Origin of the sequence: Sphingobacterium sp. GVS05A (genome assembly GCF_019969845.1) — a bacterium.
Taxonomy (GTDB): domain Bacteria; phylum Bacteroidota; class Bacteroidia; order Sphingobacteriales; family Sphingobacteriaceae; genus Sphingobacterium.
This window is the reverse complement of sequence record NZ_JAHXYR010000004.1, coordinates 136754-153162: the sequence shown is the minus strand read 5'-3', so window position 1 is coordinate 153162 and position 16409 is coordinate 136754. Positions and strand designations below refer to the sequence as shown.

General features: G+C 38.1%; 12 protein-coding genes. 5 read left to right on the top strand and 7 right to left on the bottom strand.

All coding sequences use genetic code 11. The annotated features are described in order from the left end of the window. The first annotated feature begins 16 nt into the window (after nucleotides 1–16). Entirely contained in the window at nucleotides 17–520 is a 504-nt protein-coding gene (locus tag LC454_RS11220; protein WP_223582377.1) for a YfbM family protein, read from the top strand. A gap of 40 nt (nucleotides 521–560) precedes the next feature. Next, nucleotides 561–1103, top strand: a complete 543-nt coding sequence (locus tag LC454_RS11215) for a GNAT family N-acetyltransferase (protein ID WP_223582375.1) — start codon at nucleotides 561–563, stop codon at nucleotides 1101–1103. 81 nt (nucleotides 1104–1184) lie between these two features. Here LC454_RS11215 and LC454_RS11210 read toward each other — a convergent pair whose 3' ends face one another. The 3 genes from LC454_RS11210 to LC454_RS11200 all read right to left on the bottom strand — a co-directional run bounded on the left by LC454_RS11210 (nucleotide 1185) and on the right by LC454_RS11200 (nucleotide 9326). Beyond that, complete coding sequence (locus tag LC454_RS11210) at nucleotides 1185–3428, bottom strand: GH92 family glycosyl hydrolase (RefSeq protein ID WP_262903067.1); 2244 nt, start codon at nucleotides 3426–3428, stop codon at nucleotides 1185–1187. 32 nt (nucleotides 3429–3460) lie between these two features. Continuing rightward, entirely contained in the window at nucleotides 3461–5710 is a 2250-nt protein-coding gene (locus LC454_RS11205; RefSeq protein ID WP_223582373.1) for a GH92 family glycosyl hydrolase, read from the bottom strand. Between the two features lie 478 nt (nucleotides 5711–6188). Continuing rightward, nucleotides 6189–9326, bottom strand: coding sequence for a GH92 family glycosyl hydrolase (locus LC454_RS11200; RefSeq protein WP_223582371.1), 3138 nt, complete (start codon nucleotides 9324–9326; stop codon nucleotides 6189–6191). Nucleotides 9327–10129: 803 nt separating this feature from the next. Here LC454_RS11200 and LC454_RS11195 point away from each other — a divergent pair. After that, nucleotides 10130–10891, top strand: a complete 762-nt coding sequence (locus LC454_RS11195) for a response regulator transcription factor (protein ID WP_223582369.1) — start codon at nucleotides 10130–10132, stop codon at nucleotides 10889–10891. Here LC454_RS11195 and LC454_RS11190 read toward each other — a convergent pair. Both LC454_RS11190 and LC454_RS11185 read right to left on the bottom strand, forming a co-directional pair. Then, nucleotides 10888–11598 (bottom strand): hypothetical protein, encoded by a 711-nt coding sequence (locus LC454_RS11190; RefSeq protein ID WP_223582368.1) that lies wholly within the window; start codon nucleotides 11596–11598, stop codon nucleotides 10888–10890. The genes LC454_RS11195 and LC454_RS11190 overlap by 4 nt on opposite strands. Nucleotides 11599–11703: 105 nt before the next feature. Further along, the gene (locus LC454_RS11185) at nucleotides 11704–12450 is read right to left on the bottom strand and encodes a HesA/MoeB/ThiF family protein (protein WP_223582366.1); all 747 of its coding nucleotides are present in this window, start codon (nucleotides 12448–12450) and stop codon (nucleotides 11704–11706) included. 226 nt (nucleotides 12451–12676) lie between these two features. On the opposite strand from LC454_RS11185, the gene LC454_RS11180 reads away from it, so the two are divergent. After that, nucleotides 12677–13246, top strand: coding sequence for a hypothetical protein (locus LC454_RS11180; RefSeq protein ID WP_223582364.1), 570 nt, complete (start codon nucleotides 12677–12679; stop codon nucleotides 13244–13246). A 62-nt stretch (nucleotides 13247–13308) separates the two neighbouring features. Further along, on the top strand, nucleotides 13309–13659 hold the full coding sequence (locus LC454_RS11175; RefSeq protein ID WP_120260685.1) for a DUF2200 domain-containing protein: 351 nt from the start codon (nucleotides 13309–13311) through the stop codon (nucleotides 13657–13659). Nucleotides 13660–13691: 32 nt separating this feature from the next. Here LC454_RS11175 and LC454_RS11170 read toward each other — a convergent pair whose 3' ends face one another. Both LC454_RS11170 and LC454_RS11165 read right to left on the bottom strand, forming a co-directional pair. Continuing rightward, the gene (locus tag LC454_RS11170) at nucleotides 13692–14945 is read right to left on the bottom strand and encodes a PQQ-binding-like beta-propeller repeat protein (RefSeq protein WP_223582362.1); all 1254 of its coding nucleotides are present in this window, start codon (nucleotides 14943–14945) and stop codon (nucleotides 13692–13694) included. A 125-nt stretch (nucleotides 14946–15070) separates the two neighbouring features. Next, complete coding sequence (locus LC454_RS11165; protein WP_223582361.1) at nucleotides 15071–16279, bottom strand: exo-beta-N-acetylmuramidase NamZ domain-containing protein; 1209 nt, start codon at nucleotides 16277–16279, stop codon at nucleotides 15071–15073. Between the last annotated feature and the right edge of the window lie 130 nt (nucleotides 16280–16409).

The following is a 16409-nucleotide window of genomic DNA, read 5'->3' as shown; positions in this document are numbered from 1 at the left end:
CCAAAATCGAAAGATCATGAGCATGGTACAAAATTTCCTTCGTGTCAATTTGGAAACATTGAATAGTTTTCTCACTGATAGTCATTCATTAAGCAAAATGGTATATAGCAAAGAAGCTATACATTTGGACAATTTGATAGATATTGACAAAGCTTGGGAAGGTATTTTCTTTTTATTGACAGGAGAATCAATCGGCACATACGATCAGGCCTCTCCACCCTTATCCTGGCTATTAGTTGGTCCTAATGACATTGATCGCAATCAGGACATGGGCTATGGCCCAGCAACCTATACAGATATAGAACAAACCAGACAGATTGCTTTAGCGTTAAAGGAAATTTCTATAGATGAATTAACGCAACGTTTCGATCCGGCCACTATGCTTGAAAAAGATATATACCCAGATATCTGGGAGGAGGAAAATGCATTAGATTATCTGCTTCAATACTTCGAAGACCTAAAAGCATTTTATCAGATGGCCGCCTTACATCATGAAGCAGTAATCCTATTTCTCAATTAAAGAGCGACTATTTCACGCTAATAAAAACCATAAAATAACTATGCTTATTTCTGATAAGAGAAGTATCCACATTGAAGAATTAAAGGAAGCAAATAACATAGCCGTTTCCGACCTGGTCGCATTAACATTGGATATTGTCCAAGGAGGGGCCTCAGTGGGATTTATGCAGGACTTAAGCGAAGAAAAAGCGAGTGAATTCTGGAACAGTGTCCTGGCAAAGGTCCAGCAAGAAAAAACAGTGCTACTTGTTGCAAAAGACAGCTCATCGGACCAGATCGTTGGGACCGTGCAATTACAAATAGACCTTCCCCAAAATCAGCCTCATCGGGCGGACGTAGCAAAAATGTTGGTGCATTCCGCTTTTCGACGTCTTGGTATAGCGGAAAATTTATTGCAACATCTGGAATTAATTGCGAAAAAAATGAGAAAATCACTACTGGTATTAGATACTGTAACAGATAGCCCGGCTCATGCTTTGTACTTAAAACGTGGCTGGAAGGTCGTGGGAAACATTCCAAATTATGCACTTTTTCCTAATGGTAGCCCCTGTAGTACAACCTACTTTTATAAAAACCTTGAATAGTATTGCTATTCGCAAAAAAACCTCCAATAACTGTTAACTTATTGGAGGTTCTGTTGACAAAAACAATGATATTGCTTCTGACTATTTTTTGTACCACACCGGACCAGGTTTGCTTCCCATATGGAAAACAAGGGTAGCTCCAGACATGATCTGCTCATGTGTGATATAACTTGTTTCAAGAGGCTTTCCATCCAAAGTAACCGACTGGATGTAAATATTGGTTTTATTTACATGATCCGCTTTGACAGTAAACTTTTTCCCATTCGCAAGTTTAAATTCGCTATGTTCAAACAATGGCGTACCGATTTCATACCTTCCACTCACTGGATCTACTGGATAAAAACCCAGCGCACTGAGTACATACCAAGCAGACATCTGTCCGCAATCATCATTCCCGCTTAACCCTGACGGATTATTTAGATAAAGTTTTTCCATCACTTCAGCGGCATATTGCTGTGTTTTCCATGGTTGCCCAATCGCGTTAAACAAATATATAGCGTGATGACTTGGTTCATTTCCATGTGCATATTGTCCAATCATGCCCGTACTGAAAATAGGCAGTTTACTGGTGTCCGATGGGTGGAAGGTAAACATGCTATCCAATTTCTGCCCAAAGCGTTCATTTCCGCCGACGAGATTGATCAATCCCGGAATATCATGTTGAACAGACCAGAAGTATTGCCAAGCATTGCTTTCACAGATATGTGCACTATATTCCTCTGGATCAAATGGCGTTACAAAAGCACCATGACTGTCACGCGGCTGCATAAATGATGTAGCGGGATTATAGACATTTTTATAATTTTTTGCTCTTGCAAAAAACGTAGTTGCCACCGCCTTGTTCCTCATCTTATCCGCCATAACCGCAATACAATGATCATCAAATGCATATTCGAGTGTGCGTGACAAAGACCAGTTCTCCGCATTGTGTTTATCCACAACATCATAAGGTACATAACCCAGCTTTTTATACAACCCAATACCTCTATAGTTGTCTATGTTTGCTGTTGCCACACAAGCTTCCAGTGCTTTATTGACATCAAAATCACCTATTCCTTTCAAATAAGCGTCCACAATAACTGGGATTGCATGATTGCCAATCATCATATCAGTTTCACTGCCATAGATATTCCATACGGGCAAGCGACCATGCTGTTCGTAAAATGCAATAAACGATTTCACCATATCATTTACACGATTTGGATCAAGATAAGTAAATAGGGGATGTGAAGCACGATAGGTATCCCAAAGCGAAAAAGTACTGTAATTGGTCCAACCTTCGGCCTGATGTATTTTTCTATCCGCACCAAAATAAGCCCCATCTACGTCTCCAAATATGGTAGGGGCCAACATCGAATGGTACAATGCTGTATAGAACTTTACTTTAGCTTCTTTGTCTGTAGTCTGAATAGCGATCTTACCAAGCTCTTTGTTCCAGTTATTCTCAGCTTGTTTTAAATAGTGATCAAAATCATCTGTTGGCACCTCAGCTTTCAGGTTTTTGGAAGCACCATCCATACTTACCCCCGAAAGAGCTGTGCTAAGCGTTACTTGTTCACCAGTAGATGTTTTAAAATCAAAACGTGCCTTGAAAGCAGTACCAATACGTTTGGTCGTTTTTGTTATGCTGTCAACACTTGACTGTATCGCCGAGCTATCGATGTGAACTGCAGTAAACGGCTTTGAAAATCGGGTTTCAAAATAGACACGTTGGCCTCTTGCCCAACCTTCTGAAAATCGGTAGCCACGCACAGTGACCGAATCAACCACCTCAATGTATGAATCTATTGTGGCATCCCAGTTCATTGCTTTCTTTAGATCCAAAAAAATAGCCGATTGAGCCTCAGGGAATGTATAACGTTGGATACCGCAACGTGGGGTTGCCGTTAGCTCTACATCGATATTATAGTCTGTCAACTTTACTTTATAGTACCCCGCATGTGCCTGTTCGTTTTGATGCGAAAACTTGGAATGAATACCCAAAGGCGCCACGGCCTCATGATAAGGCAATGTAACTGGCATATACGATATATCATATAGATCCCCAGCTCCCGTCCCACTTAAATGGGTATGACTAAAGCCCGAAATCGTGCTATCGGGATAAAAATAACCCGAAATACGATCCCAACCGGGCAATCCATTATCTGGGCTCAATTGTACCATACCAAAGGGCGATTGTGCTCCAGGATAGGTGTTACCCGTAAAATCCGTCCCTATAAAAGGATTGACTGATTTTGCATAAGAACCTTCAGCCGAATCCTGCTGTGAGGCACAGCTCAGTATCCCCAATAAACCTGTGCAAGCCAGGTATTTCATATATTTCATAGTGTAGATAGCTTCTTTAATCTGCGTGTCATTTATCTGTCTCCCGTAACAATCAGGATATCTTTGCTATTGACCAAAACTTGATGACTTATCTTAAAACCTCCTAATGGCTTTCCATCGACGATAATTTTTTTGATGAATTCTCCATTGCCCTCTTTTTGGCGTCTAATGGTCACACGATCAGACTTAGGATAATACTTTTTATCAAGTTGAATAGTTACTTTATCAAATACCGGCGTAACGATCGTATAATCTGGTCTGCCGGGACAAAAAGGGTAAATCCCTATCATATTCATTAATGCCCAGGTCGACATTGTTCCTGTATCATCATTTCCTGGGATCCCACCGGGACTATTCGTAAAATGTTTATCCAGAATTTGCTTAACCAACTTTTGTGTACGCCATTCCTCACCTTTTATTTCCGAAAAAACATGTGGATAAAGCATGTCAGGTTCGTTGGTAACATCAAAATACCCTTTATCAAAGGTAGCCTGTAATCTGTCCACAAATTTCCTTTTACCGCCCATCAGTTGAACTAAACCAGGGATATCAAATGGTATCGCAAAACTATAATTCCAAGCATTCCCTTCATGGAATCCATGGTTAGGCTCAAAATTAGCCCCCATCAATGGATTGAAAGGTGTCAAAAACGAGCCATTGGGAAGAATAGGTCGAAAGGTTCCATACTCTGGAGAATAGTAATGTTTGTACCCCTGTGCTCTCTTACCAAAAGTCTGTGCATCTTTAGTTTTCCCCAATGAGTTGGCCAACTGTGCTAAATTCCAATCAGCAACATAGTATTCAATCGCATGGGAAACTGAATTATCAAAAGAATCGCGAAGAGGAACATAACCATACTTGACATAATCGGCATTGTCCGGACGGATTCGATTCGTCGAATCCGTTGTCGTCGCCGACTTCAAAAAAGCCTCATAAGCTGTATTGATATCATAGTCCCGAATGCCTTTCATCCAGGCATCAACGATCACAGGTACTGCTGGATCACCGTCCATGGTATAGCTTTCACGGCTATAAAGTTCCCACTTAGGCATCCATCCATTTTCTTTATAAATATCAATCATTGATCGAATCATTCCAACCTGTTTATCTGGATAGACCAACGACATGAGCGGCTGTACATTTCTGTACGTATCCCATAAAGAGAATACGGTATAACGATTATGATCCGCAACAAGGGTCTTTCTATTTTCCATAGCCGGATATTCGCCGTTAACATCCTGTAAAATATTTGGATGAATCATGGCATGATACATAGCCGTATAAAATACCGTTTTTTGATCTTCGGTACCTCCTTCAACCTGAATTCTTGATAATTCCTTATTCCACAAAGATGAAGCTTGTGTCCTGATCCGCCCAAATCCAAAACTAGGTTGCTCGGCTTCCAGATTTTTTCGTGCATTTTCAACGCTTACGAAAGATACCGCCAACTGGACTTCTAAGCTCTCATTTTCCTGAACATCAAAACTCAAGAATGCCCCAAGATCGTCTCCAGACAATTGGCTCGAATAATCGGTAAAAATCTTGTATTTGCCAGCATCTTTATTCCAATCATTTTCCCATTTTTCACCGGCACGCTGAAATTTCCAGTAACCTTTCTTTGCGGGCTTTTTATTCACTCGCATCACGAAGAAAATCGGATATACGGCCTGATTGTTGGTATAACAGAACGAACCCAATAATTTCGAACCTTCAAGTTCCGTATCACTGACATAGCGAACTGTTGCACCCGTTTCATTCGTCAGTCCCTCGCCTAAATTGAGCAAAATATTAGCCTGCCCTTTAGGGAAAGTAAATTTAGATACACCCACACGAGCAGTTGCGGATGTCTCGGTTTTGATGCCGTATTTTTTTAACACATTACTATAATAACCCGGATGAGCCTCTTCCTGTGTATAAGTACTTCCATATTGATGGTAGTCAACTTCTAGTTTTCCAGCAGTTGGCATCAGTAACAAACTTCCCATATCAGGACAACCTACACCACTCAGATTGACATGTGAAAAACCGGTAAAATAGCTATTGCTATGTTCGTAAGGTGTAGACCACCAACGTGCATCCTTATCGAAGGCATTAAGTGATGATCCCATCACATTAAAGGGAGACACATTCATTAAACCATGGGGTACTTGAGCACCTGGATTGGTTGTACCATAGTTACTGGTACCAATAAAGGGATTGACATAGTCGGTCGGTAGTTTTTGCGCAGACGCTTGCTCCCAAACAAATAATCCCAAAAGAAAATAACGGATAAACTTGATCATATCATCTTGATAAAGACAATCTACTTTTTTCTGATACAATGAACAGTAGATTGCACATTTTTAAGTGTAGTCACAATACTACAGATAATACCAAAGATTTACAAATATCGATAGCAGTTATATCTATCATTTTACAATGTTAATAGGATTTAGCAAGACTAAAAACAGACGCGAATTCATCAAGCCCCAGATATCTCAAGGTATGGTAATAATATCAAAATACAGCCGCTAATACTTGTTAGATCCAAGGAGAAAGATCATTCAACAAAAAATCCTGAAGCGGGGAACTTCAGGATTTTTACTAACTAACCAATTATTAACCTAAATTATGAAAACTACATTGATAACGCCATTCCCCGAGCTTTGTTATCCTGTTCTTCTATGTTTAACCAAACTTTAACAATTAGCACTCTTCGTTGCGGAAAGCTACAATCTGAAGATATAATCTCCCATTAAAGTCCATCTCAGTGATAGATGATTAATGCGACAATCCCCATTGCATATTCGGCTTATCCCCCATTTCCAAAACTAATTCACCTCCTTTTAGCAATTCCGCAGCGTCAAAATAGAATGTCTGTAGCGGTTTACCGTTTAAAGTTGCGCGCTGCACATACATATTCTTTTTGCTCGCATTTTTAGCTTTAATAGTGAATTGATCTCCTCGCCCATATTGCCGTCCCAACTTAATTTTAATTTCTTCAAAAAATGGACTACCAATTTCATAAATTGGCTTTGTTCGCGTCCCTCCGTCTAGCTGAAATAATCCTATTGCATTCATGATATACCAAGCGCTCATCTGTCCCTGATCCTCATCTCCCAGGTATGCGTTAGAAATACCCTGTCCGTAATAGCGTTCACTGATAGACCGGCTCCATTTTTGAGTAAGCCATGGTTTGTTCAACCAGTTAAAAATATAAGCGAAATGCATCGACTGTTGATTTCCCTGAACAACTGGATAATCCCAGTATTGATCATTTGGTCCATTATACCGCCATTTTTCACTTTCTCCGAACCCCCATTCCAAACGCTTTAGAAACACATCCTCACCAATCATTTTAGCTAATGCTGGGATATCCTGAGGTACAAAGAATGTCAACTGCCATGCATTTCCTTCAACATAATGATGATTGGCTCCAGATTTAAATGGATCAAAGTCCCGGTACCATTCCCCCTTGGCATCTTTCATCCGTGCATAACCACTTTTAACATCTATCGCATTCTTCCACCAACTACCTCTATCATTAAAATAATTGTATTCCTTTTCCTTTCCCAAAGATTTTGCAAATTGTCCTACAGTCCAATCGTCAAAACTATACTCCAGGGAATTTGAGAAACGACCAAGGTCATAAGGCACATACTTATACTTCAGATAAACATCCAGATCCCGGTTACCGGCAAAGCCACCTTCAAATTTCAGCGGACTTGTTGTCTGCATTTTCTTGATCGCTTGAAATGCCTTTGTCACATCGTAATCACGTATTCCCATCTGATAGGCCCCTACAATCAAAGGAATCTCGTGTTCAGCAACCATCACTGGAATATATTCCATCCCAGCAGGCCCTTTTGCCAACCAACCGTCGGCATCATACATAGCCAATTGCGACCGCACCCATTTATTCGACCATTCCGGTGTAACCAGATTCCAGAATTGATTTAAATTCCAGAACGTATTCCAAAATGCGTCACAGCCCAGGGCAAGGTCCCCCGGATGTTTCATCGTTCTGATCGTCTCATCAGAAGACCGCCATTGCCCATTGACGTCGCTAAAAGTATTACGGCTGGCCAGGGTACGATACATATTTGTATAAAACTTCTCTTTTTCCAAATAGTCATTACTCTTTATCTCCAGACGCCCCAATAATTCATTCCACACCCGATGTTGGTTGGCGACCACACGTTCAAAAGACCATCCAAATGGATCTGAAAGTTCTGTTTTCAAATTTTCTGCAGCATTGGCTATACTGACATAGGAAATCCCAGTCCGCAGCTGCACCTCCTTGTTTTTACGGACATCAAATTCTACATACATACCAGCGGATTGAGCGCTATCGGCAACCAGATCAGACTGATCTGTTATCCGACCATTATGCCAAGTTCCGAAATTGACAATCGGTTTGTCAAACTCCATGACAAAATATACAACATAATCTTGTTTTGCATCGGTAGACCAGACATTTTCGGACAATTGGTTACTGTAGCCAATAACCTTATAATCAGAGACCTTTTTAAGGGAGAGATCTTTGATCTTATAATCATATTCTCCGTTCACTTTAAGATCAATCATAATACGTCCAGTATCTGATTTATGATAGGTATATTTCTGGAAACTGGACCGTGTTCCTGCGGTTAGCTTTGCATCAATATCCTGGTCAAGAAGATGAACGGAATAGCACCCCAATGGAGCCTGTTCACTTGCTTTATCTATTGCCGAACGGTAACCTGAATGCGTACTATATTGGTCTCCGACACTGGTCTTCAATGGGCCTGCTGTTGGAAATGTGCCCAGTCCAGCCATTGTCCATTCGTGTATATGGCTAAATGTACCAATAGATTCTATTGAAGGTTCATAACCAGCCTGCCAGCCAATATTCTGATTATCGGGACTAATCTTTACCATTCCAAATGGCATCCACGGTCCCGGTGCCAGCATCCATCTGGAATGTGCAGCTCCTATCATGGTGTTGACATAATCCGAGACCCCACCCAATCTTTTGGGAGATCGTTTTATAGAAGATGTTCGAATTAATTTATCGTTGATATATATTTCATATTTACTTCGTACCTCTCTCGATGCATAAGGCATTGGAATCTCAAGTCGAGATAAGCCCTTCTCATGAGTTTTATCATAGATTTTTCTTCCATCCAGCAATACTTTTATACGCTCATCATCTTTCAATTTCAATAGATCAACGAGCATATATTGTATGCGCTCGTTTCCATTTTTCAGTTCAAAATCCGACTGCCGTACCCCTTTAATTATTGAAGTGTAATCTTTCAACAATTTCACCTGTTGGGGACCCAATAGTTTAAAGGAGTCAAACTCAACCCACCCTCCCTTTATTACAGTAAGCGTAATCTGGTTAAATCCTTCAGCAATAAGATGTTCGGGTAATGCTATACGTATCGTAGAAGCCCCAGACTTTGAACCTGTACCTACAGGTTCAACGGGTCCGTCCCCATTCTTCAGTTCGTAATTATAAGATTTACCATTGATTGCGATTTGTAAGGTCGGTTTATTTTGTGGATCACTATTTGCTAATTTTACTTCCAGAGCCCATATCCCATTTTCAACTTGACCACCTAATACACTGTATAAATTCAAAAAATGGGTTCTTAGGCCAGAGGTTCCGCCTGTCCCGCCCCATCCATTGGCAGGTCCGGGTAACACATAAGGCAGATCTCTTGACAACGAAGATTGCCCGACTACAAAGTAATTGTCTTCGTAGCCAAAATCATGTTCCAGAAATTTCTTGTAATCATGTGGAGCCAGGGCGAATTCTCTACTGGAGCCATCGGAACTGCCCAGTTGCCAAATGGTATTTTCTTGCCCCGAAGCAAGCTGTCCTGTCATTAACAGTAAGCTGGTGAAAACGGAAATGGGGAAATGCATTTTCATAATTGATGGATTTTATAATAAAAAGTATGCTATAAATGCCTATCCAAGTATTCAGTTCTTTTGCATGTTTAAATTTATCATCCCACCTCCAAATTAAAATGCATAAAGAAAAACCATATCAAAATTATTCAAACTAACAATAATTACAATATTGTATATACATTACAAAAACAATAAAGCAGCTTAAAAACAGATTTAAAAGCACGAAAAATTAGATTCAGCATGCAATATTACTATAAAAAATAATAAATACCAAGCAATAGAATATAAATGTACATACATATTATTATACACAAGAATTCTATTTAAAGTATTTGTAATACTTCATAACACAATCGAATTAAGGGTCACTTAGCGCAGTCAGGTTGAATCAAAAATTGAAATAATTAGAGAAATATTAGGAATATGTTTTCTTGGAAGCTGTCATTGCATTAAAATCTTTACTAAAATCATACATAAAGCAAGACATACCATTGGGTATTTTGAATCCAATAGACTATATTTATATAATTTTAAATTGCTTTGACAATATTAAAGATAGAAACTAAAATACTACATTGTATCAAGGGGAATGATATTCTACCCATTTGTGTAGGATATTATCCCATTATGTCATAAGGGTTTAATGAAAAATTAGATGCTCTTTTAACCAAAGTCCTAAATAGACATAGAAAGGTCAGAAAAGCCTATTTTTCGTTAATTACTTTAGACTGAACTGTTATTTTTGTAATTTGTGAGCAGAAATAATATTAGTTTAATTGGAAATTTCGAAGCGACAATAGATCATTTTTGCCATTAATACTATGAAGATTGAGATTGAAGATTTTTTTAAGCCTGTACACGTTAAAGATACCTTTAGCAAAGATGATTATGAGATTATAGATGCCTTTATTAATTTCGCGAAATCTTTAAGCAGATTAACCTATCAAAGTATATATTTAATCGACTACTCTAAAAAGAGTTTTTTGTTTGTGTCTGACAACCCCATCTTCCTATGTGGAAACTCCCCTGCCGAAGTTTTAAAGAAAGGTTATCAACATTATTTTGATAATGTACCAGAGCAGGACATACATCTATTAAAAAAAATAAACGATGTCGGATTCGATTTTTTTGAAAATCTTTCGAAAGAAGAGAAATTAAAACATTCCATATCCTACGATTTCCATTTGAAACAATCGAATGGAAAGCCCTTATTGATAAATCACAAACTTAAGCCAATACTTTTAGATAAATCTTCAAATCCCTGGATAGCGCTTTGTGTTGTTTCTATTTCTTCACACGCTAATGCAGGAAATATTAAATTTAAATCCGATGAGAACGGAAAACAGTTTGAGTACAATTTGGAAAAAGATCGTTGGGTCGAAGCACCGCATGTTAAACTTAAGCCCCGAGAAAAAGATATTCTTCTATTTTCTGCGCAAGGGTTAACTATGGATCAGATAGCAGATAAGCTTTACGTTTCTATTGACACGATAAAATTTCACAAAAAACAAATATTTTCCAAACTAAAAGTAAAAAGTATCACTGAGGCCACAGCTTTAGCAATAGAGCAGTCTTTATTTTAATAAGACTCTATATCCTCATCTTTGGTACTCTTATGTATAGGTATTTTTTTCCCTATGTCAAGGATGTTATGAGCGTCTATCGTATTACTAAAACAATACTGTGCTAATTTGTTCTTTTCTATAAAAGACTCCAGCCATGTTGTTTTTATATAAATAGGTAGTGTTTCCGAATATAAATAAATAATTGGTATGCCTAGTTGGTAAGAAGGTATACCTAAATTAAATAATGTACGAACCAATTTCTTATCACATTCTGCAATAATTAATCCATTTTCAAAGTAAAATGGAGGGAAAAATGCATCAAAAAGCATCTTTTTAAGCACACTGATGCGCTGCCCTGTAATTTTTTGTGAAATAATGAAACGACCTATATGCCAAAAATGATCAATATCTGGAATCAATAGATCTTCTTTTTTTATTGAAAACAACTGTTGAATTGGCAATGGAGTTTCCCTATCCCAATAAGTAATACGAATTGAGGCTTGGATAGCATGTTTTTCTTTATCGCGTAAAACGTAATAAATTGATTTATCAAAAAAGAGCAAGTCTTCTCGAATCAGATTCTCATATTGGCGAAAGTATTCTTCATCAGGAGAACTATCCAAATTAAAGTATTCTCTTGTCGTACTTAGATAAAAATGAATAAACTCTGAAAGCCCTTTTTTCTCAAGTTTAGTAAAGTAATAATTTTCAGACGTCCAATTCATGTAGATATAAATCAAGAATTATAAAAATAAGGACTTTTATTTTAAATTTTTAAATCAACAACATGTAATGTGAAATAAGAAGAATTTATATGTGTCTGCTGTTTATTACTTTAGAGACAAATAGTAGGATTCAGGAAATACTTTTATTACTTTATCTGTAGCGATGTTAAACACAATATGGCAGACCATTCCAGATAATAGATATAACCCCAATGACAACTGTGGAGGTGGCGAATCCATTGCTATTTTACCATATTCTAAAAGAAAATCCTCAAGCCATTCTGTATCAATACTTTTTTCTTGTAGTCTATCAACAATATATTTCCCAACGTTCATCTCAAACGCTTGATGTTCAGCATTTAAAGATCGTAAATTACGACTATCGGGTGTAATGACAGTTAAAAACCCTGCCCAACCCAAATTGTAAGGATGAATAACAGGGATATTTTTCTGCGCCATGTATTCATCAAATAAAAAAGGGATATCGGAGGAAAAATCCATGGCGTTAATAGCCACTTTACAATTTAAATCAAGACTGTACAAATTACCCTTACTTAGAAATTCAGGATAAGCTATAATCTTTGCATCGGGATTAATGGCCATCAATCGTTCTTTTAAAGCGATAGCTTTATTTACGCCGATATCTCCCGCTACATAATTCTGGCGATTAAGATTGGTCAGTTCCACAAGATCACCATCGATAATGATCAAATTTTCAAATCCCATCCGCAACAGACACTCAGCAATATAGCTACCAATACCGCAGCCCCCAATCAGTATCGGAAAATCCTTTATAACTTGTTGCTCTTCTTCCTTTACATGAATGATGTTACGTTTGTATCTCAAACTCATTTTTATGATAATTTTGTATCTTATAAAGGTAAGGCTATAATTTTAAAATTATTATGTTGTCTTTACCGATTAATCTTAAAGACTATGCCCGAAAACAGTTCAAGAACTAGGCGCGACCATAAGCCCTCCGATTGTGATATTTAGTATCGTAATCGGATGGTATCATTTGGCAAGCCCATTAAAATCTATGCAAAAAAAATCCTATTTTAAACGACAAATCACTACAATGAAAAGTAAAATACAAATACTATATATTGTCATTACGCTATTACTGGGTATGGATATGCTCGCTTACTACCTGGAAAAAATAAGTTTAACCGGCTATTATAGTGACCTCTTACTTTTCTGGATATGGCTGGGACTGACTATAACTGTCATCGTCATCTTCTGGAAAAATATCCTGGCAAAGATTATGTTGTCTGGATTAATATTGGGGTTAATTTGTAGCATCTTGCCAATGATGCTACCCTTTTATACATTGGTATTGTCCATGTCTTCTTTCGGTCTACGGATGACGAAAGATTTAAACGAAAATTATCGTGCACAAATCGTTGGATATAGTGTTTTATCCCCACCTTGGTTAGAAATAATTGAGAAAAAAGGAATAATTGAAAAGCGGGTGTTTAGCTGTACCGACAATGCATTAAATAATGACGGGACTACCATAAGAATAGGTAGTGCAAAAGAGATCATTTTCAATTCGGAAACGGATAAAATGCTTCGCATTACACTCTTTTATGGGGGCACCAACAAAACCATTACTTTTGATAAAACAACAGGAAAAATGATATTGTAAAGAAATTTCACATCAAAAAAATGGTAAATTAGCAAAAACCACAAAAGATTATCAGTAGAAAAATGGACAATACTAGAATTTACCGCATGTCATTTGCTGGAGTATATCCACATTATATACAAAAAGCAGAAAAAAAAGGTCGCACAAAAGAAGAAGTCAATGAAATCATATTTTGGTTAACAGGTTATAATACCCAAGACCTGCAACAGATCATAGCCGACAAAACCGATTTTGAACATTTTTTCAGCCAGGCGCCGCATTTCAACACCAATGCAACAAAGATTACAGGTGTCATTTGCGGCTATCGTATAGAAGATATTGAAGATCCACTCGTTCAAAAAGTCCGTTACTTAGATAAATTGATTGATGAACTGGCGAAAGGCAAATCAATGGAAAAAATTTTAAGAAAATAAATCAATCAACGTTCGAATACAGCCCACAACTGCTATTCAATGGCATAAACAGCACCATCTGCAGCTCCAAAATAAAGTGTACTATCCGCTATCCAGATCGTAGAAAAGATACTGCCCATCTGCAAATAGTCGGCAAATAACTTATTGATATCATGCGCGTATTTTTCCTGCAAATCGGCTCTTAATTTCCCTTTCTCATCCACAAATAAATGGCGATTTCTTTTACTGGATTCTGTCTGAAAAATAGGTATAGTAATTCCTTTCGCGACATCAAACCGATAAATGATCCCATCCAGTGCACCAAAAAATGCGTTCGAACCAGCAATGGCAGCACTACTAAAAGTATTTAGGGGAACCGCTGGTTCAACCAGTTTTGTACCATTTATTTTATCCAAGGCCAATACACTATAAGAGTCGGACATCGTTACGACCAACTTATCTTCTGACAAGCTAGGTACACTTGTCCAGCTCCCCGGTTGATGATATACCCAATATCCTGTCCCATCTTTAATATTCAATGCGTACATGTTGAAATCCCTTGCTCCAAAATAGACCGTACTATCGGCAGCAACGGCATGAAATTGAATTTCACCTTTTGGAAAATAGCGTTCACCAATTGTTTTGAACTTCCAACGTAACTTCCCATTTTTCTCCAGACAATAAAAGTAACCATCAAAACTCCCGATCATTACCCCCTCCTTTGCCAATGTTGGCGAAGCATGGACAATCCCTCCAGTAGGAAATTTCCAGTGAAGTTCTCCACTCTTGCCATTAACCGCATAAATATACTTATCTCCGCATCCAAAATATACGATTCCATCGCTGATTGTTGGTGAGGAATGAAAGTAATCCCAAGTATCCTGTTTTTTTTCACCTTGAGTGGCAAAGGTCCAGCGTCTTTCTCCAGTTTCTATACTTAAAGCATATAACAGACCATCTGAACATACAAAATACAAAAGGTCTGAATCGATGGCTGCTGTGGAGCGGATTTCTCCTCCAGTTTTATATTTCCATATTATTTTACCGCTCGTTTTATCCAGCGCATAAAGGTTACTATCACAGGAACCAACGATCACTTTACCCTTAAAAACAATAGGAGAAGCAAATATTTGTCCCTTAGTCTGAAACTTCCATTTTACCGTTGGCTCTAAACGAATTTCAGCAGCGCTGATATAATTCTGTCGATCTGGTCTCCGCGCTAACTGTTGCCCATAGAGTTGGTTTAGATTTGCGATGAGCCCCCATAAAAAAGCTAAATAACAATAATATTTTCGATCAGACATCATTTACTTTTCAGGTTAAAGAGTAAGGTTCCGATAAACTAGTTATTGGCACCTATCAGGTTTGTAAAAATAATCGCAATTCCGCGCAACAGCTTCCGGCACGAATAAATGGATTACGAATAAATTGATTACGGATAAATAAGGTACTTCTTTCTCATTTCCTTATAACGCGTTAATCCAGGCTCCCAGCTTTTTCGAATTTCTTCTTCTGAAATACCTTCAGTTATCTGTCGTCGAAAGGAATCAACACCAACCAATTTTTCAATACTGCCAATCTGCTTGGAAAATGACTGATCAAAGAATTTATCTTTTTCTGGAGAATTCCGATAGAGTTCCTGCATCCAGGAAAGATTTATTTTCTTACTGTCCACCAGCTTCTGCAAATCATATTCTCGTAGATCTAAACCATTACATACTTCATTCATAAAGAGTGGTGTCTCACTCATTCCTTTTTTACTCACAGGTGTAAACGAAAAACGATATACGTCTTTATAGGCTGGACTTCCAAAAACTGTAAAGGGATAATCCGTCCCCCTTCCATGATTGATCTTTACACCTTCAAAAAGGCAAGTACTTGGATAGAGGAGAATACTCTGTTCGGTATTTAAATTTGGAGAAGGATTAACCGGAAGTTTGTATAACATTTGATGATTATATGCTGCTACGGGTATGATCTTTAGCTTACATTTTTTTGTCGTTGCCATCCAGCCCTCCCCGTTAATCATCTGGGCAAACTCAGCAATTGTCATCCCATGAGCAATCGGAACTGGAAACTGACCAATACCCGATTTATATTTTGTATCCAAGATAGGGCCATCGACCAAATACGCATTTGGATTCGGGCGATCTAAAATCAAAAGTTCCTTCCCATTTTCGGCACAGGCCTCCATGATGTCCCGAAGTGTGTTAATATTCGTGTAAAATCTTACCCCCATATCTTGTACATCAAAGATGAACACATCAATATCTTTTAGATCTTTCGCCGAAGGCTTTTTTTTACTTCCGTAGAGCGAAATCACAGGAATTTTAGTTGTTGGATCGACTTCATCCCGCACTTTCGTTCCGTTGCTGGCATTTCCGCGAAATCCATGTTCAGGTCCAAATATTTTTACGATTTTAATTCCCCTGGCGAGTAGGCTATCCACAAGATGTTTTTTCTTGATCACGGTAGATGGATTACCCAGAATAGCTACACGCTTTCCATTGAGGTAAGGTATATATTGCTCAGTTCGTTCTGCACCCGTTTGGATGTAATCATTGCAGTAATTCATCCGGTCCTGCGCCCGAACAGCAACAACAGAAAAAAATAATGATAAAAAAACAAATACAATTTTCATACTCGCTCGGTTTATAATAAAGAAGTCGTTGAGAAATAAACGATTCAGATTTTGCTAAAGATTAAAGCTAATGATAAACCTTCGTTTTCCAAAATCATTTTTTATTGATCATAACTATCGCCCAGGCTTT